Genomic DNA, 20,315 nt, shown 5'->3' on the forward strand with positions numbered 1-20,315 from the left:
GGAGTTCGGTCACCATGGCATTCCTCCAAGGCACACGGCGACCGAAGGGCATCCGGGGCGACCGGAGCCGCGGCATCGCCCTCCATGTCTCCCTGATCCTGGGCGTGTTGCTCTCGGCCTTCCCGTTCTACTGGGCCGTGATCATGTCGACGCACACCTCGTCGGAGATCTTCTCCTACCCGCCGAAGCTGCTGCCGGGCTCGCACTTCCTGGAGAACGTCCGCAGCCTCTTCGACAACATCGACTTCTTCGGCTCGATGTTCAACTCGGTACTCGTGGCGGGGTCGGTGACCTTCCTGGTCCTGTTCTTCGACTCGCTGGCCGCGTTCGTCTTCGCCAAGTTCCACTTCCCGGGCAAGAACGTGCTGTTCGCCCTCCTGATGGCCATCTTCATGGTGCCCGCGCAGCTCGCGGCCATCCCGCAGTTCGTGATCATGGCGAAGCTCGGCTGGATCGGCTCGATGACGGCACTGATCGTGCCGGCGGCGGCCAACGCGTTCGGCATCTTCTGGATGCGCCAGTACATGAAGAGCGCGATCCACGACGAACTCCTCGACGCCTCCCGCATCGACGGCGCGAGCTTCCTGCGCCAGTACTGGCACGTGGCCCTCCCGGTGGTCCGCCCGGGCCTCGCCTTCCTCGGCATCTTCACCTTCATGGGCCAGTGGAACGACTACGCCTGGCCCCTGATCGCCCTCACCAACCCCAACAACGTCACCCTCCAGGTGGCGCTGTCCCAGCTCAACGGTACCCACGGCACCACCGACTACGGAATGGTCATGACCGGCGCGCTCCTGGCCCTCGTCCCCCTGCTGATCGTGTTCGCGGTCGGCGCCAAGCAGATCATCGGCGACCTCGGCAAGGGAGCCATCCGCTGATGACCGACCCGCTCCTCGCGCTCCGCCCCTGGGAGTCACCCGAGGTGACCTCCTGGGGGCGGTTGCCCATGTCCGCCGTCGACCGTCGACCGGATGCGGTCTCCCTCGACGGGGAGTGGCGTTTCCAGTTGCTGCCGGCGCCGGACGCACCGCCGGCCGACGTCGTATGGTCCATGGCATACGTGCCAGGTGTATGGACCATGCAGTCCGCCGGCGGCGACGACCTTCCGCAGTACACGAACGTCCGTATGCCGTATGCGGAATTCCCTCCACTGTCGCCCGCGGACAATCCGACGGGTGTCTACGAGCGGGAGATCGACGTCCCCGCCGAGTGGACCGGCCGGCGGATCGTGCTCCAGGTCGGGGCCGCCGAGAGCGTGCTGCTCGTGCACGTCGACGGGCGGCCCGTCGGCATCTCCAAGGACTCCCATCTCGCCGCCGACTTCGACCTCTCCGCCGTCGTACGTCCCGGCGAGCGGGCCACCGTACGGCTGACCGTGGTCAAGTGGTCGGACGCCTCACACATCGAGGACCAGGACCAGTGGTGGCACGGGGGTATCACCCGGTCGGTGCTGCTGTACGCGACCGACCCGCTGTATCTCGCGGATGTGACCGTGCGGGCGCGCTACGACGGTGAGCTGCAGGTCGACTGCCAGGTGCGGGACGCGGGCGGCGCGCTGCCCGCCGGGTGGTGGGTCAGCGGCGACCTCGACGGTCGGCTCCTCGCCCAGGACGCGGAGTTCGACCGGTCCAACGCCGAGGACGACCGGGTCTCCGACTTTCTCGGCGAGGCCCGGATGAGGGCCACCGTCCCCGAGGTGCGCACCTGGAACGCCGAGACGCCCGAGTTGTACGGCCTCACCGTCCGGCTGCACCGGGCCGACGGAACGGTCGCCGACACCTCGTACCGGCGCATCGGGTTCCGTGACGTGGAGATCGTCGGGCGGGATCTGCTCGTCAACGGTGAGCGGGTGTTCATCCGGGGTGTCAACCGGCACGACTTCCATCCGCTGACCGGCCGGACGGTGTCGTACGACGACATGCGCGCGGATCTGGTGCTGCTGAAGCGGTTCGGGTTCAACGCGGTGCGCACCTCGCACTATCCGAACGACCCGGCGTTGTACGACCTCGCCGACGAACTCGGGTTGTATGTCGTCGACGAGGCGGACATCGAGTCGCACGACCACGCGCACGAGATCGCGGACGACCCGCGCTATCTGAACGCGTTCGTGGACCGGGTGTCGCGGATGGTGCTGCGGGACAAGAACCACCCGTCGATCATCGTCTGGTCGCTCGGCAACGAGTCCGACTACGGCGCCAACCACGACGCGGCGGCCGGCTGGGTCCGGCGCCACGACCCGACTAGACCGGTCCAATACGAGGGTGCGGCCAAGCGCGGCTGGGCCGATCCGGATCTCGCCTCCGACATCGCGTGTCCGATGTACGCGCCGCTGGAGGACTGTGTCGCGCACGCGCTGTCCGGTGAGCAGACGAAGCCGTTGATCCAGTGCGAGTACTCGCACGCGATGGGCAACAGCAACGGGACCCTCGCGGACCACTGGGCTGCCATCGAGTCAACCCCGGGTCTTCAGGGCGGCTTCATCTGGGAGTTCTGGGACCACGGAATCCTGCAGCGTGTGAGCGATGGAAGACCCACCGGCCGCGCGGGCGCCGGACTCTATGACAACGGTGTCGCCGCGCCCGGTCAACGCTGGGCGTACGGCGGTGACTTCGGCGAGGCGATCCACGACGGCGCGTTCATCGCGGACGGCGTGGTGTTTCCCGACCGCACGCCCAAGCCGGTGATGTTCGAGCACCGGGAGATCGCGGCGCCGGTGCGCATCGAGTGCTTCCGGCACGAGGGCATCGTCCTCGGCAACCACCAGCATTTCCGGGGCCTCGAATGGCTCGCCGGTACTTGGGAGTTGGCGCTCGCGGACGGTCGTACGCTGACCGCTCCGGCACAGCTGCCCGCCCTGTGCCCGGGTGAGACGGTGACCGTACCGCTGCCGTTCGGGCTGCCGGAGGACGGCGGCGAGGCCTGGCTGACGCTGCGGGTGACCACGGCCGAGGATCAGGCGTGGGCGCCGCGCGGCACGGAGGTGTGCGCGCCCCAGGTGCTGCTGCGGGCGGCGGAGCCCGTGACCGGCCATGCCGCGGGCGGTGGTCGGATCGAGGTCGACGGCGAGGGTCTGCTGATCCACCCGCTACTGACGGTTTCGCCGACCCTGTCGCTGTGGCGGGCGCCCACCGACAACGACGAGTTGGGCGGGATGGCGGCGCGCTGGCGGGCCTGGGGGCTGGACTCGCTGGTCCGCAAGGTTGTCTCCGTGCGGCGGGACGGCGAGCGGGTGACTACGGTCGCCGAGTACGCGGGGGCCACGGGGGTGGTCCGGCACTGTCAGGTGTTCACGCCGGTCGCGGGCGGGGTCCGGGTCGAGGAATCGGCCGAACTGCCCGAGGAGTTCGACGACGTGGCCCGGGTGGGCACCGTGTTCGAGACGGTGCCGGGTCTCGATCTGCTGGAGTGGTTCGGCCGGGGTCCCTGGGAGTCGTACCCCGACCGCAGCACGGGCGCGCCCGTGGGCCACCACTCGGTCCCCGTCGACGAGTTGTTCACCCCGTATCTGCGCCCGCAGGAGAGCGGCGGCCGCAACGGAGTACGGCGGTTCACGCTGTCGGCACCGGACGCCACCGGTCTCACGGTCGACCTCGACGAGCCCCGCCAGGTCTCGGTGACCCGCCATCGCGCCGAGGATCTGACCGCCGTACGGCATCACGACGAGCTGGTGCCGCGTGCGTCCTGCGTGGTGCAACTCGACGCGGCGCACCGGGGGTTGGGCACGGCTTCGTGCGGCCCCGACACCACACCGCAGTACCTCGTCGCACCGGGTGTCCATCGCTGGAGCTGGACCCTGCGCGTTCTCTGAACTCCCCAGTTCTCAGCAGCACTCCCCAGTTCTCAGCAGCTTTCACGAGCACTCACCCTGTACGGAGCACACGTGTGTACTTCGCATGACCATGAGCACGAGCAGTGCGAGAGCGCCCAGGCCGGTGCCGGGCGCCGCAACTTCCTACGGGCCACCGCGCTGCTCGGTGCCGCCGCCACGGCCGGTGTCGCACTGCCGGGTGTCGCCGAGGCGGCACCGAACTCGACCTCCACGAAGGTCAGTTGGCGGCCTGACACCGAGAGCCGGCGCTTCACGCTCGCCGTGATGCCGGACACCCAGTACCTCTTCGACGGGCCGAGCATCGACAAGGCGCCGATCGAGGCCTCGCTGCGCTATCTCCTGGAGCACGGCAGGGACGACAACATCGTCTTCCTGTCCCACCTGGGTGACCTGACGCAGAACGGGGCCGTGCCCGAATTCGCCGCGATCGGGGAGGCGTTCAAGCTGCTGGACCGGCGGGGTGTCGGCTACAGCGTGCTGGCGGGCAATCACGACATCAAGTCGTCGACGGACGACCAGCGCGGGGCGTCGCCCTACCTGGACGCGTTCGGCCCGCAGCGGTTCAAGAACAAGTCCACGTTCGGCGGGGCCTCTTCGGACGGCTACAACACGTACCACGTGTTCAGGGCGGCCGGGCGGGAGTGGCTCGTGCTGGCGCTGGACTGGCGGCTCTCGGCGAAGGGCTACGCGTGGGCGAGGGACGTCATCGCGCAGCACCCGAAGACTCCGGTGATCCTCACCACGCACGAACTGGTCGTGGACGACGACACGTTGTCGGACTACGGGCAGCAGCTGTGGGACCAGCTCGTCGCGGACCACGACCAGATCTTCCTGACCCTCAACGGCCACTACTGGCCCGCGCGCCGGGCGACCCGCAAGAACGCGGCCGGCAATGACGTCCACCTCCACCTGACGAACTATCAGAACCGCTACTTCGGCGGCGCAGCGATGATCCGCCTCTACCACTTCGACCTGGACCGCGACGTCATCGACGTGGAGACGGTGTCGCCGTGGATCCTGGGCCGGGCCGCGAAGGGTCTCAACGCGCTGGAGCGGCAGGAGATCGAACTCAGCGGCGACGCCGACCGGTTCTCCGTCGGCATCGACTTCGCGGACCGCTTCGCGGGCTTCGACCCGGTGCCGGTCCGCGCGGCGCGCCCCGCTTCCAAGATGCTGATCCCGGGCACGGCCGCCTACTGGCGCTTCGAGTCCCCGGTGTCCGGCTCCGGCACCGTCCGTGACCTGTCCGGCCGCGGCAACGACCTCACCGTGGTCTCCGTGAACGGCGGCACCCTCGGCTGGTCGGCCGACCACCACCCGGACCAACCGGGCCACGGCAGCCTGGAGTTCACGGGCTACAAGTCCCCGCTGAAGGGCGCGTACCTGCGGACCGTGGACGGTGCGCCGCTCAACTCGGCGACATTCAGGGACGGTTACACCATCGAGGCGTTCTACTGGCTGCCCGCCGACTGGAACGCCTCGCACAACGCCTGGGCCGGTCTGGTCAGTCGCACGGGCCGCAACGGCTCGGTCGGCACGGTGACGGACGACCCCGACGAGCCGCTCGCGACCCTGTCGCTGTCCGACGGGCCGGGCCCGCAGTGGGCCGTACACCCCCTGAACCAGCAGCAGTTGGCCACCAACTGGGGTGACGAGACCGACCCCGAGATCTGGTGGCACCTCGCCGTCGTCAACGACGGACGGCACACCACCATGTACGTCCAGGGCTGCCCGGTGGCCCGCAACCCGCACGCCCCCGCGATCGGCATCGCGTCCTCCGGACAGCCGTGGCTGCTCGGCGGATACGAGTACGCGGACAAGATCGACCAGATCCTGCACGGCCGCCTCGGCGACGTCCGGATCGTCTCCCGGGCGCTGCCCGTGACCTCCTTCATGACCCACTGACAGCCCTCCAGAGGACTCCCGAACATCATGACCGAGCAGCAGCTGCCCATCTGGGCCGACCCGTCCGTCTCCCCCGCCGCCCTCGACGCGCAGGGCGTCTCCCGCCGTCAACTCCTGCGCCGCGCGGGCCTGTTCGGCGCCGCGTTCACCCTCGGTGCGGGCCCGCTCGCCACGCCCGCGGCGGCGGCCGGGCGGGGCTACGGCGGCAACGACCCGCGCCTCGCCTACCTCGTCGGCGACCACCACGTGCACTCCGTGTACAGCCACGACGCCAAGTACACGTTCTCCCAGCAGGCGAAGGCCGCCGCGCAGTACGGCCTCGACTGGATGGTGTTCAACGAGCACTCCAACTTCGGACACGCCAACTACGGCGCGAAGTTGGAGCACGCCGAGATCCTCAAGGCGCGCGCCGAGAACCCGCGCCAGCTGATCTTCCAGGGCCTGGAGTGGTACATCCCGGCCGCCGAGCACTGCACGATCTTCGCCGCGCCCGGCCGCCACGAGGTGGATCTGCTCACCCAGTTCGAACTCGCCTACGACGGCAAGCTGCTGGGCTACACCGAGGGCTCGGCCGGGGCGACGGACACCGCGCGCAACGAGGCCCACGCCGTCAAGGCCATCAAGTGGCTGGCGGAGCAGCGCCGTTCGGGCTACGTCGACGACGTCCTCGTCCTCGCCAACCATCCGCTGCGCCTGGGCATCGACTCCCCGCACGAGATGCGGGCCTGGCGGGACGCGGCCCCCGAGATCATGATCGGCATGGAGGGTGCACCGGGCGCGCAGGGCGCGGCCCTGCCCGGCTGGCGGGGTGCGACGTCGATCCGCGGCGAGTACGAGAACAAGCCGTCGGCGCAGTCCTGGGCGGGGTATCCGGCGGACGCGTATGTGACGTACGGCGGTTTCGACTGGGCGACGGCGACCGTCGGCGGGCTGTGGGACTCGATGCTGGCCGAGGGCCGGCTGTTCTCGATCACCACGAACTCCGACAACCACCGTACGGTCCACGACACTTGGGCCAACGGTGCCTGGCCCGAGGGGCAGAACTTCGACAACACCGGGAAGCTGCCCGACCCGGTGGACACCGGTACCCCGCAGCCCGGCAGCGACTTCTGGCCGGGCGAGTTCAGCCGCACGCATGTCGGCGTGACGCGTTACGGCTACGGCGCGGTGATGGCGGGGATGCGCGCGGGCCGCGTCTGGGTCGACCACGGGCACCTGCTGGACGGGCTCGACGTGCGTCTGAAGCGGGACTGCGACTCCGGTCGGGGTGTCACGCTGGGCGGCCGGCTGCGGGTCCGCAAGGGCGACCGGCTCACGCTGAGCGTCACCGTGACGACGGCCTCGCGGCCCAACGCCCAGGGAATCCTGCCGGAGTTGGCGCACGTGGACGTGATCCGGGGCGCGGTGCGCGGTGCGGTGGCCGACCGGGACGCGTGGCGGGCGCCGGACACGAAGGTGGTCCGTACGGCCGACGTGAGCGGCCGCAAGGGGACGTACACCCTGCGCATCCCGGTGACCGCCGGGGGCGAGTCCTTCTACCTGCGGCTGCGCGGCAGCGACGGCGAGCGGCACGGCGCGGGCTACCTGGGCGCCTCGGTCGATCCGCACGGCCCGATCCCCCACGAGCCCGGAAACGGTGACCCGTGGGCCGACACATGGTTCTATTCGAACCCCATCTTCGTCGACCTGGCAGGTAACTGATGAAGCGTCAACTCACTGTCCTCGCCGCCTTATTGGGTGCTTTCACGCTCGGCGTGAGCATCTCCTCGGCCGCCGCCGCGACCACCTGGGCGGAGACCGGCACGGCCTACACCGACAGCCTCGGCGGCGGCGAGGGCGTCGCGTCCCGTGCGGACGGCTCACTGCTGTACCGCGGACTGGCGTCCATCCCGCTGGACCTGCGCGCCCAGGGCTGGAACCACATCGGCGACCCGGACATCGCGAACGGCTATGTCTTCGACGCCTACCAGGCCGCCGACACGGGCACGTCGAAGATGTTCGCGGTCACCACGCCGTCCGGGACGCGCTACACGTACGTCCATCCGCTCGACTCGGGCGAGAAGATCAACAACTCGTTCGACGCGATCTCGCCGGACACGCAGTGGATGGTGTCGGGCGAGTGGGGCGACCAGTCCAGACTCCAGGTCTTCCCCACTCCCCTGCTCAACCCGTCCACTCCGGCGACGGGCGGCACGCTGCCGCAGGCCGGGCAGATCACCCTGGACAAGACGGTGAACGACATCCAGGGTTGCGACTTCGTGACGGACACCCGCCTGGTGTGCGTCTCGGACGACGCGTCGGGGACCAAGTTCCCCGAGATCCGCCCGCTCCTCCAGGTCGACCTGCCGCACAAGCTGGACGGCCAGCCGATCACCGGTACGGTGACGAGCCTGTTCGCGCTGCCCCAACGCAGCATCTGCACGGGCACGTTCGAGGCCGAGGGCGTCGACTACGACGTGAACAGCGGGACGTTGCGGGCCGAGGTGGTCCAGCCGGGCGTGTGCGTGGTGTCGACCAGCGTGTACTCGTACAAGCAGCAGTAGACCGGGAGTTCTGGACAGCCGGCGGCGGGCTTCGGCCCACCGCCGGCTGTGCCGTTCCCGGGCGGGCGGGTGTCAGAAACACACGCACACCGGGATGATGTGGTACACCATGGGAACTGACCGCTGCACAATCACCAGGCACACCACCGCGACCGGGTCATGAGGGGAGGCCGCGCATGTGGAAAGAGGTGCGGACGGGGGACGGTCGGCGATTAGCCGTCGAGATCACCGGCGATCCGGGCGGGTCACCGGTGTTCCTCCTGCACGGCACACCCGGCAGCAGACTCGGGCCGGCGCCCCGCCCGATGATGCTCTACCACCAACGAGTCATGCTGATCACCTACGACCGCCCCGGCTACGGCCCCTCGGACCGCCTCCCCGGCCGCCCGGTCGCGCACGTCGCCGCCGATGTGGCCGCCATCGCCGACGCGGTGGGGCTGGAGCGTTTCGCCGTGGTGGGCCGTTCCGGCGGCGGCCCGCACGCGCTGGCCTGTGCCGCACTCCTGCCGGACCGGGTCACCCGGGTCGCGGTACTCGTCGGGCTGGCTCCGCGTGACGCCGTCGGGCTTGACTGGTTCGCCGGAATGGCCGCGTCGAACGTCAACGAGTACACCAAGGCGCTGGCCGGCCCCGACCGGCTCGCCGCCAGCCTGCGCAGACGCTCGATCGCCATCCGCGCCGATCCCGTACAACTGCTGGCCCAGCTGCGCCGGGAGCTGACCGAGTCCGATCTCCGGGTGATCGCCGACGCGGGCATCCGCGCGATGCTGGTCCGCAACTACCGTGAGGCGCTGCGGGTGTCGGCCGACGGCTGGGTGGACGACGCCCTGTCGTTCTGCAGCCCCTGGGGGTTCTCCCCGGACGACATCTCCGTACCGGTGCTGCTCTGGCACGGAGAGCAGGACGCGTTCTCCCCCGCCAGCCACTCGCGCTGGCTCGCCGAGCACATTCCCAGTGTGATCGCCATCCTCCAGCCCACCGCCGCGCACTTCGCGTCGCTGCGCGTGCTGCCGGACATCGTCACCTGGCTACTGGGCGGCAGGCCCGCGCTGACGGCCGAGCGCTGCTGACCGGCCGTCACCGCGTACCGCTCACACGGGCAGCGGCTCCAGGTCCCGGTGGACCCGCTTGCCGCCGCTGACACTCACGGTGTGCGGATGCTCCTCACCGAGCCGCCGGGACAGTTCCTCCACGGCACCCCCCTGCAACTCGTCGGCCTCCGGCAGCCGCTTCAGGGCCCGCAGCGTGACGGACAGATTGGCGCGTGAGACGACGGTGTCCGGATGGCTCGGGCCGAGGCTGCGCTGGAAGCCGGCTATGGCCGTGCGCTCCAGTTGCTCGGTCATGAGCAGTTCCCCCTGCTCGGCCAGCACATTGGCGAGGTTCACGGCACCGGACAGGCTGTAGGGATGCTGCTCGCCCAGCACCTCGCGCAGGACGGCGAGGTTCTCCTCCAGCAGCTCCCGGGCCCTGCCCACCTCGCCCGAACCGCGCAGGAAGATACCGAGGTTGTTGACCGCCGCGAGGGTCGCGGGATGACGCAGCCCCGGCGCTATCCGGTACTGCGGCACGATCTCCAGCGCCAGTGCCACGGCCTCGTCCCGCGCGTTGGTGGCGTAGAGGTCGGTGGCGTAGTTGAGGGTGCAGTCCAGCACGTCGGGGGTGGACGTGGGGATCTCGCGGGCCCGGTAGTGCTCGCGGGTCTGGAGAGTGATGTGGCTGGCCTCCGCGACCTGACCGGCCTTGCGCAGCGAGACGGCGAGGCTCTTGGCGGCGCGCAGGGTGTCGGGGTAGGTGTCGCCGAAGCGCCGCCGGTAGATCTCGTAGCTGCTCCGCAGCAGGGTGAGCGAGCCGTTGTAGTCGCCCACCTCGCGCAGGTCGCGCCCCAGGTTGACGGCGCTGCCCAAGGTCTGCTCGTGCTCCGCCCCCAGGTCGTTGCGCCGTCGGTCGTAGATCTCCTGGTCGATGTCGCGGGCCTCGGTGTAGCGGCCCAGCTGCCGCAGGCAGACGGCGCGGTTGTTGTTGGCGTTGAGGGTCCGCTGGTGGTCCTCGTCGAAGTACTCCTTGAAGCCGTTGTACGCCTCGGTGGCCAGCTCCAGGGCCTCGGAGAAACGGCCGACGCTGCCGAGGTCGGTGGCGAGACCGCTCGCCGTCATGAAGATGTGCGGATGATCCGGGGACAGTATGCGACGCTGGCGGGCCAGCGTGTCCGACCCCAGTTTCTCCGCCTCCACGTACTTCCCCAGCGAGCGGAGCGGGTTCGCGATGTGGAAGCGCAGATGCAGGATCTGGATGTCGAGGTCCCGCACATAGCGTTCCTCCGCCTCCCGCAGCTCCAGATCCGCGGGGTCCGCGCTGCCGGTGCGCTCCTTGTCCGCGGCGATCCGCTTCTCCAGCTCGGCGATCCCCTCGCGCCGCGCGGCGAGTTGGTGTTCCCAGGACGACCGCAGCTCCGTACCGAAGGCGAGGGCTGAGTTGAGATCGCCGCGCTTCCACAGATAGCGCAGTCGGTCGATGAGGAGCTGCCGGGTCGCCGGTTCGTCGCAGGTACTGGCCTCGGAGGCCTCCAAGTGGGGCCAGATCGCGGCGAAGACGGCGTTGTTCTCGGGCTCGTCGATGGGCTCCTCGCCCGCGGGCCTGGCGCCCGCCAGGATGCGGTGCACCACGTGCTGGGCGCTCTCCTGCTCCTCCCGCGAGAGCTGGGAGCGGATCACCGCCTGCACCAGCCGGTGCACCTGGATCGACTTGGTGGCCCGGTCCACCTTGGCGAGCGCGAACCGGCCGATCTCGCGGATCACCCGGCCCAGGACCATCTTCTCCTGCAGCGTGGGGTCCTCCTGCGCGAGGACCTTGATCATCTCGTTGCCGTAGAGCAGGTTCAGGGATATCGGTTCCGCGGCGAAGAAGGCACACAGCTGGAGCAGGCGTACGGCGGCGGGCGAGCGCTCCTTGAGGCGCTCGATGGAGACGTTCCAGGTGGCGGCCACCGGTTGGGGGTAGTTGGCGGGGTGGCTGAAGGACAGCACCTGTTCGGCCTGCTGTTCCAGTTCCATCAGGTAGGTGTCCACCGGGGTGCCGGTCTCGGCCAGCCAGGCGCCCGCCTGGTCCAGGGCCAGCGGGAGGTCGCCGACGGCCTCAGCGACCCGGTCGGCCTCCGCGACGCTGAGGTCGGCGGCCCTGCGCAGCAGGTGCTCGACGCTCTCCTCGCGCAGGAAGGGGTCGACCTCCAGGGCCTCGCCGAACTGCAGCCAGGTCTGGTTGCGGGAGGTCACCAGGATGTGGCCGTTGCCGCCCGGGAAGTACCGCCTGACCTCCTCCGGCTCGTCGGCGTTGTCGAACACCAGCAGCCAGTGCAGCGCGGAGGTCGACTGGCGCAGGTGCTCGCGTGCCTCCTGTGCGGCCTGTGCCGCGTCCTCGCCGACCCTCAGGTTCAGCCGGCCGGCGAGGTCCTGCAGCGACGAGATCACGAACTCGCTCTGCTCCGAGGGGATCCACCACACCAGGTCGTAGTCGGCGGCGAAACGGTGGACGTACTCCAGCGCGATCTGGGTCTTGCCGACGCCGCCCAGCCCGTACAGGGCGTAGGGCGCCGGGGAGCCTCCGGCGGTGCTGGTGACGAGGCCGTCGCGGAGATGCTCCAGCAGGGCGCTGCGTCCGGTGAAGGAGGCGTTGCGCGGCGAGACGTTCCAGAACTTCGGGGCGGTTCCCGGGAATCGTGCCTCCGGGGCGATGCCGTCGGCGGACTGCTCGACGGGCAGCGAGGGCTTGCCGAGGGCGCGCAGCAGCACGGAAGCGGCACGCGGCTCGTCCAGCCGCACCAGGTCGACGGACTCCCACTCGCTGAACGACGGTGTCAGCCGGATGTCGCCGACCCGGACCGCCGTCACCTCACGACGCCTCGACGGGTCGCCACCGGTCGCGGTCTCCCACACCTGCCGGGCGCGCGCGGAACGCTGATAGGCCTGGGACAGTACGACGACGGTTCGGTCGGCCGGCTTCTCCGCACCGTCGCCCTCGGAGCCGACGTACTTGAGGACCACGCGGAAACCGGCGCGGGCCAGCAGCGAGCCGATCCAGTCCGCCCACATCCGGTCCTCCGCGACATAGCTGAGGTGGAGATCGGCGGGGAGGACCGCGCGGCTGCGGGTGAAGGCGCTCTTGTAGCGCTGGCGCACCTGTTCGTCGATGCGCGGCAGCGCGGTGACGGTCTGGCCGCTGATGACACCGGTGAGCCGCTCGAAGGCCGAGAGCAGCGAGGTGGGGTTGCCGATCTCGTCGCCGAACGTGGCGAGGGTCTCCTCGTAGGCGTAGTAGACGCGGTACGGGATCTCCACCGACCCCCAGTAGCTGGTGCGTTCGGTCTCGGTCATGCCCGAGGGGAACCCGTCGAACTTGGCCCGGGCCAGGGAGCGTCCGGCCTCGGCCTTCTCCTTCTCGCCCTCGTCGATGCGCATGGGGACCGGCAGGATCCGGATGGCGCGGGTGGCGAAACGGCGGTCGATGTGATGAGCGACCGCCGAGGCGCCGTCGATGCTCTGATCGCTGAGTGTGAAGCAGTCGACGAGGACGTCGGGGAGATGGGCGGTGCAGATGTCCGCGATGTCGGACAGGCCGGTGCGGCTGTCGATGAGGACGTAGTCGTAGTTGCGCCGCATGTCGTCGCGTAACGCGTCGAAGAACACTCCGCCGCCGAGGTGGTCGTAGAAGTTGTCCCAGTCGAAGGTGCTCACGATCGCGGAGTAGTCGCGGTTCTGCCGTCCCGCGGTGACCAGGTCCAGGGTGCCCTGGCCGGGGAAGGTCCATTCCAGGGAAACGGCGTGGCGCTGGATGCGGGCGTAGTCGAGGTACCAGTCCGGCGGGCGGGACTCGTTCTCGGCGGCGTCGGCCGCGGCCGCCCAGGCGTAGTCCGAGAGGAGTTCGATGACACCGGTGGTGGCGCCGATGGTCGCCGGGTCGAGGAACGGGTGGAAGAAGCGGTGCAGGCCGGGCGCCTCCAGGTCCCAGTCGACGGCCAGGACCCGTTTGCCGTTGGCGGCCAGGATCCAGGCGGCGTTGGCGAGCGTCATCGTCCGGCCGGTGCCGCCCTTGTACGAGTAGAACGTCACGATCCGGCCCTCGCGGCCGTCATTTTCCTCAGGGCTGCTCATCGTCGTCCTCCTCGGCATACGGGCGGGGCCCCCGCCGTCGACCGTCCTGGTCTCCCGAGATGCTCAGCCGGAAGCGCGGGACGGTGGGGCCGGGCAATGAAGGTCCCGGGTTCTGTTTGAGGTACTGGACCGCGGCCCACTGCACGACGTGCGGCAGCAGCACGCCACAGGACTCGTGGTCGGGAATGCCCCGGACGGCGGGTCTGCACGCCTGGCGCCCCTGGTTCATCTTCTGCGGCAGGACCGCCTCCGTCGCCGCCGACAGTTCTTCCTCCGCCGCCTCGCTGTCGGGATCGTCGCGGTTCCACGGGACGACGAGCGCGGTCGCCGGCCGGTGGCTCCTGTCGAACTCGGCCAGTCCCGCCCGGTGTTCGGGATCGCGCAGCGTCCAGCGGTCGAGCAGCATCACCTCCGGTCCGTCGGGCGGTCCCGCCTCGGCGGTCGTGCCGGGGTCGAAGGCCCTGACGTCGGGCCGGTAGTCCAGGCGCTCGGCGATCTCGGCGGCGACGCTCGCGAGCGGTTTGGCGGACTCCGGGTGGTAGGGATTCCAGTGCAGCGGCGAGCGGCCGTAGTAGGAGGGCGTGCGCCCGTCCGGGACTCGGTCCACCGAATGCGCGGCGACGGTGATCCGCAGGGTCCGCCGGGTGTCCAGCGGCTCGAAGGCGTTCGGCAGGTGCCTCAGAGGTGTGTCACCGCCACGCTCCACGACGATGTCCTCGCCGACCTTGACGATGCGCTGGGCGAGTTCCATCACCGCCTTCTGATAGGCGCCGCGGAACGAACTGACCTTGATGAGTCCGTACAGCCCGTACTCGCGGTAGCGGTCGCCCAGTTCGGGATGCGTGTACTGCAAGTCCCTTACGCTGTCCGGCAGTCGGTGGCTGGGGACGGGCGTCCACAGGGCCGGCACCACCGCGCTGGGCGCCGTGGTGCGCTCGCCGGTGCGGCGGCGCGCGGCGCGGCGGCCGAAAGCGGTCCATTCCCGGCCGCACCAGGAACTGCGGAAGTAGCGGGGCGAGTACAGCGGTACGAACACTCTGCAGCCGGCGAGCGAGTCTTCGAGCTCCTCCGTCCAGATCTCCCCGGCCCGCATGGAACGGTCCATGAACCCAGCGGGACCGCCGTCCGTGTCCGCCATCTCCCGTATGTGGCCGCGCAGATCACGGAAGAACCGGTGGACCCACATGTCCGGGTCGGGCTCGTCGAAGTCGTCTCGGGGCGAGTGGGCGTAACTGAGGAAGAAATACGGGGCGGCACTCTCCACCCCTAATGGTTCCATCCGCTCCACACGATCCCCCGATCCCCCATGCGTGGAGACTCAGTGTAGGAATCCGGCAGCGTTTTGTGACTGGTTCGCCTCATGCGGGCGAGGACGATTTCCGGACAGCCAGCCGACGGCGAACTCCACCGCCGCCCTCAACGGCAGCAACCGGGCGTCGGCGTCGCCGAGCCGGCCGTGCCGCAGCGCGCGGGAGGCGAGTGCCGCGTCGTGCGCCTCGTACGCCGCGCCCAGCGCGCCGAAGTCCCTGTCGTCCAGGTCGACGTCCTTGTACGAGATCCAGGCGCGCCGCCCGTCGCGCAGGACCACGCAGCGGTATTCCCGGCGGGGCGGGTCCGCGATCCGGTACTCCGCGAGATGGAAGGCGCTGCACACCTCGTAGCCGACGCCGACCAGCAGCACCTGGGCACCGGCCGAGAACAGCCGGGCCAGGGGCGAGTTCTCCCCCAGATGGCACTCCTCGTCGTGATCGGCCATCAGTTCCGCCGCCCGGGCTCCCACGGCGGCGAACGACGTCTGAGGATGCGCGCTGCGCACCGCGTCCGGTCTGCGACGCACCGTCTCCGCCAGCCACCCCATGCCCTGCGAGGCCGTCCGCGCCGGGTCGAACGGCGGCATGTCCCTTTCGTGGTCGGCACGCTGACGGTCCGTCATCCCGCGGACGCGCTGTCGGTACGCGGGCGAGGAGTCGGAGTTGCCGGCGGTGAACGTGGGGACGACCAGCGTTCCGTCCGGTCCGAGAGCGTCGAGCAGGGCGCCGGGCAGCGCGTCGGCGGCCGGGCCGACCCGGCGCGACGACGCGTGCACCAGCAAGGTCGCCCCGGGTCTCACACCGAGTGCCTGGAGGCCGTCGGGTAACGGCCAGGGCCCTTTCACCGGCCCCGCCGCATACCGTCGACGAACCGTCGTCCTAGCGCGGTGAGCGAACCGGCCGCCGAGAGTTCCTCCAGCCGGGCATCGGTCCACCGGGCCGATTCGGCGGTCGGCCGCAGCGCATCGGTCGCCACGCGGGCGTACATGTCGGCGAGCAGGACCCCGGTGCGCGTGTCCGCCTCGTCGTACAGGTCGCACACGTCGAGGACGGCGTCCAGGAGACCGAGGCGGAAGGCGCGCACCAGATCGACGGCGAGCCGCACCGGATCGCTGCTCAACTCGACTCCCAGGCCCGCGAATCCGCCTCCGGAGGAGACACCGTCCGGGTCCGCGGCACCGACGAGTGGTGTCACCACCCGCACACCCGCGGCCATTGCGGAGGCCACCCCCGGCAGCGTCTTGCGGATCAACTCCCAGGCCTGCGGGAGCAGATGACGCCACTCCTCGATCTCCTCGTCCGTCAGCCGCTCCCGGACGGGCCGGTCGTAGCAGTCGCGGTACGGGTCGATGTCGTCGAGTGCCACGTCGAGGCCGTCGGCCCGCAGCCGTCGCAGGTGCTCCCATCCGGGTGCGCCGACGCCGATCCGGTCACCGGTCAACTCCACTGCCGCCGCGGCCTGTTGGGTGCGCAGCCGGCCCGCCCCGGCAAGATGGGCGAAGCCTTCGCGGACGGGCACCGTGACCCGGTCGACGACGCCGGCCGGCAGCGCGGCGGCGGCGACCAGCGAGGCCAGATGGCCGGCCGGAGCTTCGCCGTCGAGGCAGCGCACCAGCCATGTCCGGGTGTAGGGATGGGACAGGAAGGGCTCCAGCAGCGCACCGTCCCGACGGCCGAGCCGTAGCGCCAGGTCCCAGGCGGACTCCCACAACTCGTCGTCCTCGTGCGGCAGTTCACGGTCGACCATGGCGAGCAGTTGGCGGGTCACCGCCTGTCGCGCCCGCACCAGCTCCCGCACCGCCGTGCCGTCGTCGCTGCCGTCGGCCAGGGCGTCGAACCCCTCGATCGGCCGGTCCGCTCCGGCGCCCGTGCGGTGGTCGATCGAGCGGATCAGCGCTTCGAGATCGGCGCAGAAGACCGACGGGTTGTCGAATCCGCTGCCGTCGCCCCGGTACCGGTGGGCGAACAGCCCGCCCCCGCAGGAACGCACCACGGGGCAGGACCGGCATTGCTCGCTCAGTCCCGCCAGCCCCTGCTGCCGGGCGGCGATTCCGGGATGACCGGCCACGTCGTCGAGGGTGTTGTCGAAGACGTCCTCACCGGTGGCCGGCGCGCCGTCGTACGCGGTCTTCAGCGAGTCCGCCTGCTCGAACGTCCCGTCGGTCTCGATCACCACGACATCGGCGGGTTCCAGTCCCATGGACTCGGTCAGGCTCGGACCGCCGCCGAGTGTGCTGATCACCGAGTCGAACAACCGCACAGGCATGGGGCGCCCCTGTGCGTCCCAGCGGTCGTAGACCGCCATCAGCCAGTCGGCGTACGGCGTGGGGACCGCGTCGGGGCGCGGCGGCGGGTCGTCCCAAGTGGCGTGCGGCAGAAGGAAGTCGATGCGCGGGGGACCCAGTGCGGCCAGTGCGTCGTAGGCGGCGACCGGACTGTTGCGTACGTCGATGGTGCACAGGAGGCCCGCGTAGAGGTGGCGGTAGCGCTCCTGTCGCAGCAGTGCGACGGCGGCCAGTACCTTGTCGTAGCTGGTGCGGCCGTTGGCGAATCGACGGTGCAGATCGTTGGCGGCCTGATCGCCGTCCAGGGAGATACCCACGCGGACGTCGAATTCGGCGAAGAGATCGAGGTAGCGCTCGCTGAGTTGAACGCCGTTCGTGTGGATACGTAAATCGAGTTCGGCGATCCCGTGCAGCGCGGTGTGCAGTTCCTCGCAGATGCGCCGCAGGCGGGCCGGGCCAGCCAGCAGCGGCTCCCCTCCGTGCAGGATGACCTGCACGGAGGGCAAGGCATGGGTTTTCGCGTGTTCCGCCAGACGCAGAGCAGTCCACGAAATAACCTCGTCCGAGATCACTTTGGGGCGGGAAATCCAACTTTGATCGGCATGCTCGTATACATAACAGTGATCGCACGCAAGGTCGCACCTGCTGTGGACCTTGAGAACGATTTGCCGAAGCGGAACCAGCGGACTGGTCATTCTGGAGGAATCGCTGTCATCAAATAGAAGACTGGAATGTGACCCTGGCACCCTCTCGACTGTGCGTGGACGAGAGCGCACGACGTACCCCTCGGACACTCCTCGGGTCGTGCGGAGCATCAAGTTGCGTCATGGCCGCAGCACGGTTGGCGACAACAGTCGGCTGCGAAATGGTTCTTGCTGAAATGATCACGGCATTCCCTGATCAGGAGGGCGGCAAGGCGGCAGAACAAACCGCCCCTGCACCGCACAGGCGAGAGTCTCAGGGAACACGCTATCGCGGACTGGCGCACCATGTTAGCCAACGCCGACGGCGGATTCTTTACCGCAGGTCAGCGGGCCTATCGCTGTGGGCGCGTTCGGCCACTCGGGTAGTTTCTTCCCGCACCATAGCCTTCGTATGCGCGCGACGTCCGGGCAAAGTCGCCGCGCCACCCGGTACCGGCCAATCTCCGCCGTGCCGCGTCAGGCGTAGAACCGCGAAAGACTCTGCACAACCGCCGCCGGCTTCGGCCCGCCCTCGATCTCGATCGTCCCGTCGACGGCGATCTGCACCCCTCCCGGCACGTCCTCCACCGAGGCGAGCCTCGCGGCGAGCCGGATCCGCGAACCCACCTTGACCGGTGCGGGGAACCGCACCTTGTTCAGGCCGTAGTTGACCTTCGTGGACACTCCCTCGACGTCGAGCAGTTCGGTGAAGAGCGGGATGAAGAGGGAGAGGGTCAGATAGCCGTGCGCGATGGGTGCGCCGAAGGGGCCCGCCGCGGCCTTCTCCGGGTCGACGTGGATCCACTGGTGGTCGCCCGTCGCGTCGGCGAAGGTGTCGATGCGTTCCTGGGTGACCTCGATCCACTCGCTGGTGCCCAGGTCGCTGCCCGCGAGCTTCTTGAGTTCGTCGAGGCCGTTGACGGTGATGCTCATAAGTAGCCTGTTCCTTCAGGGAGTTGAGGGTTGCCCGTGGGCTGTCTACTGGTCGCCGAAGCGCTTGCGCACCCGGGACTTGAGGAGCTTCCCCGAGGCGGTGCGCGGGAGTTCGTCCGCGACCACCACCGACTTGGGGATCTTGTACTTGGCCAGGCGGCCGGCCAGCGAGGCCAGTACCTCGTCGGGGTCGAGCGAGGCGCCTTCCCGCGGTACGACGACCGCCCGCGGCACCTCGCCCCACTTGTCGTCCGCGACCCCGATGACCGCGCACTCGACGACGTCGGGGTGGGCCAGGAGCAGGTCCTCGATCTCGGCGGGGTAGATGTTCTCCCCACCGGAGATGATCATGTCCTTCATGCGGTCGACGATGTACACGTATCCGTCGTCGTCGGTCCGGGCCGCGTCCCCGCTGCGGAACCAGCCGTCGGCGAAGACCGCGGCGGTCTCCTCGGGCAGCCCCCAGTAGCCGGGCATGACGTGCGGTCCGCGCACCACGACCTCGCCGGTCTCGCCGACGTCGGTGGGGGTGAGATCCGGCCGGACGACCCGTACGTCGCTGAAGAAGTGCGGCACACCCGCCGAACCCGCCTTGCTCACCGCGTGCTCGGCGTCCAGGAACAGGGTGCCGGGCGCGGCCTCCGTCATGCCGTAGCCCTGGAGGAAGGTCAGGCCCCGCTCCTGGTACGCGGCGATGAGCGGGGAGGGGACCGGGGAGCCGCCGCAGGTGAGGATGCGCAGCGAGGACAGGTCGGCGTCGGCCCAGCGGGGATGCCTTGCGATCCGGTCGAACATCGTCGGCACCCCGAACATGAAGGTGATCCGGTGCCGTTCGACCAGGTCGAAGGTGGCGTCCGGGTCGAAGGACTCGACCAGGACACAGGTGCCGCCCTTGAGCAGGACCGGCAGGGTGAGCATGTTGAGGCCTGCCGTGTGGAACAACGGGGCGGAGACCAGGGCGCGTTCGTCGGCGATCAGGTCGGTGTCGACGAGGACGTTGAGCGCGTTCCAGGTCAGGTTGCCGTGCGTGAGCATGGCGCCCTTGGGGCGGCCGGTCGTGCCCGAGGTGTACATGATGATGCAGGTGTCGTCGGCGGTGACGGGCTCGTCGATCGGCTCGGTGGCCGCCGCTTCGAGCAACTCCTCGTATTCGGGGCCGACTTCGATGAAGACACGTACGTCGGTGCTGCCCGGCAGGCCGGCGACGAGGGCGGTGTGCGTCGGGCCGTAGAGGAGGACCTTCGCGCCGGAGTCGGCAAGTTGGTAGGCGATCTCCGGGGCGGTGAGGCGGGTGTTGAGCGGGACGAAGACCGCGCCGAGCGTGCCTGCGGCGAACAGGGTCTCCAGGTAGGAGGGGTGGTTGGGGCCGAGGTAGGCGATACGGTCCCCGCGGCGGACGCCCCGGGTGCGCAGGGCGTGGGCGAGGCGGGTGGTTCTTGTGTGCAATGTGCCGTAGTCCATCGACGAGCCGTCGCTGCCCGTCGACGATCCGCTGTCGACTGTCGACGAACCACCGTGGCCTGCCGACGATTCATGAGCGACCGTCGACGGACTATCGTGGGCGGTCAATTGTCGACCGTCGACCGTGGACGATCCGCCGTACACCAAAGCCGTGCGATGCGGGGTCTTGCGGGCCCGGCGTGCGGGCCATGACCCCAGTCCCTCGTTGCGCATCCGGTG

The 20,315-nt window shown here is 69.6% G+C and carries 12 protein-coding genes; 6 read left to right on the forward strand and 6 right to left on the reverse strand.

From position 1 onward, the window contains the following. Nucleotides 1-14 precede the first annotated feature (14 nt). The 6 genes from ACIBJH_RS32295 to ACIBJH_RS32320 all read left to right on the forward strand — a co-directional run bounded on the left by ACIBJH_RS32295 (nucleotide 15) and on the right by ACIBJH_RS32320 (nucleotide 9,347). Entirely contained in the window at nucleotides 15-878 is an 864-nt protein-coding gene (locus tag ACIBJH_RS32295) for a carbohydrate ABC transporter permease (RefSeq protein ID WP_399120437.1), read from the forward strand. Beyond that, nucleotides 878-3,808, forward strand: coding sequence for a glycoside hydrolase family 2 TIM barrel-domain containing protein (locus tag ACIBJH_RS32300; protein ID WP_399120438.1), 2,931 nt, complete (start codon nucleotides 878-880; stop codon nucleotides 3,806-3,808). The genes ACIBJH_RS32295 and ACIBJH_RS32300 overlap by 1 nt, the downstream gene beginning before the upstream one ends. Nucleotides 3,809-3,880: 72 nt before the next feature. Continuing rightward, entirely contained in the window at nucleotides 3,881-5,734 is a 1,854-nt protein-coding gene (locus ACIBJH_RS32305; protein ID WP_399120439.1) for a LamG-like jellyroll fold domain-containing protein, read from the forward strand. A gap of 27 nt (nucleotides 5,735-5,761) precedes the next feature. Continuing rightward, a complete protein-coding gene (locus ACIBJH_RS32310; protein WP_399120440.1) occupies nucleotides 5,762-7,435 on the forward strand; it encodes a PHP domain-containing protein in 1,674 nt (557 codons plus the stop codon). Then, entirely contained in the window at nucleotides 7,435-8,277 is an 843-nt protein-coding gene (locus tag ACIBJH_RS32315; protein WP_399120441.1) for a hypothetical protein, read from the forward strand. The genes ACIBJH_RS32310 and ACIBJH_RS32315 overlap by 1 nt, the downstream gene beginning before the upstream one ends. A gap of 176 nt (nucleotides 8,278-8,453) precedes the next feature. Continuing rightward, the gene (locus ACIBJH_RS32320) at nucleotides 8,454-9,347 is read left to right on the forward strand and encodes an alpha/beta fold hydrolase (RefSeq protein WP_399120442.1); all 894 of its coding nucleotides are present in this window, start codon (nucleotides 8,454-8,456) and stop codon (nucleotides 9,345-9,347) included. Between the two features lie 21 nt (nucleotides 9,348-9,368). On the opposite strand, the gene fxsT is transcribed toward ACIBJH_RS32320, so the two are convergent. From fxsT to ACIBJH_RS32350, 6 genes are all read right to left on the reverse strand, one after another. Beyond that, nucleotides 9,369-13,424, reverse strand: coding sequence for an FxSxx-COOH system tetratricopeptide repeat protein (fxsT, locus tag ACIBJH_RS32325; protein ID WP_399120443.1), 4,056 nt, complete (start codon nucleotides 13,422-13,424; stop codon nucleotides 9,369-9,371). Next, complete coding sequence (locus ACIBJH_RS32330) at nucleotides 13,411-14,688, reverse strand: TIR-like protein FxsC (RefSeq protein WP_399120444.1); 1,278 nt, start codon at nucleotides 14,686-14,688, stop codon at nucleotides 13,411-13,413. The genes fxsT and ACIBJH_RS32330 overlap by 14 nt, the downstream gene beginning before the upstream one ends. Before the next feature lie 54 nt (nucleotides 14,689-14,742). After that, nucleotides 14,743-15,534, reverse strand: a complete 792-nt coding sequence (locus tag ACIBJH_RS32335; RefSeq protein WP_399120445.1) for an aminoglycoside N(3)-acetyltransferase — start codon at nucleotides 15,532-15,534, stop codon at nucleotides 14,743-14,745. A gap of 41 nt (nucleotides 15,535-15,575) precedes the next feature. Then, on the reverse strand, nucleotides 15,576-17,714 hold the full coding sequence (locus ACIBJH_RS32340; protein WP_399120446.1) for an FxsB family cyclophane-forming radical SAM/SPASM peptide maturase: 2,139 nt from the start codon (nucleotides 17,712-17,714) through the stop codon (nucleotides 15,576-15,578). Nucleotides 17,715-18,179: 465 nt separating this feature from the next. Further along, complete coding sequence (locus tag ACIBJH_RS32345) at nucleotides 18,180-18,635, reverse strand: MaoC family dehydratase (RefSeq protein WP_399120447.1); 456 nt, start codon at nucleotides 18,633-18,635, stop codon at nucleotides 18,180-18,182. Nucleotides 18,636-18,680: 45 nt separating this feature from the next. After that, entirely contained in the window at nucleotides 18,681-20,309 is a 1,629-nt protein-coding gene (locus ACIBJH_RS32350) for a long-chain fatty acid--CoA ligase (protein WP_399120448.1), read from the reverse strand. Nucleotides 20,310-20,315: the final 6 nt, after the last annotated feature.

Origin of the sequence: Streptomyces sp. NPDC050548, assembly GCF_044457385.1 — a bacterium.
Taxonomy (GTDB): Bacteria; Actinomycetota; Actinomycetes; order Streptomycetales; family Streptomycetaceae; genus Streptomyces.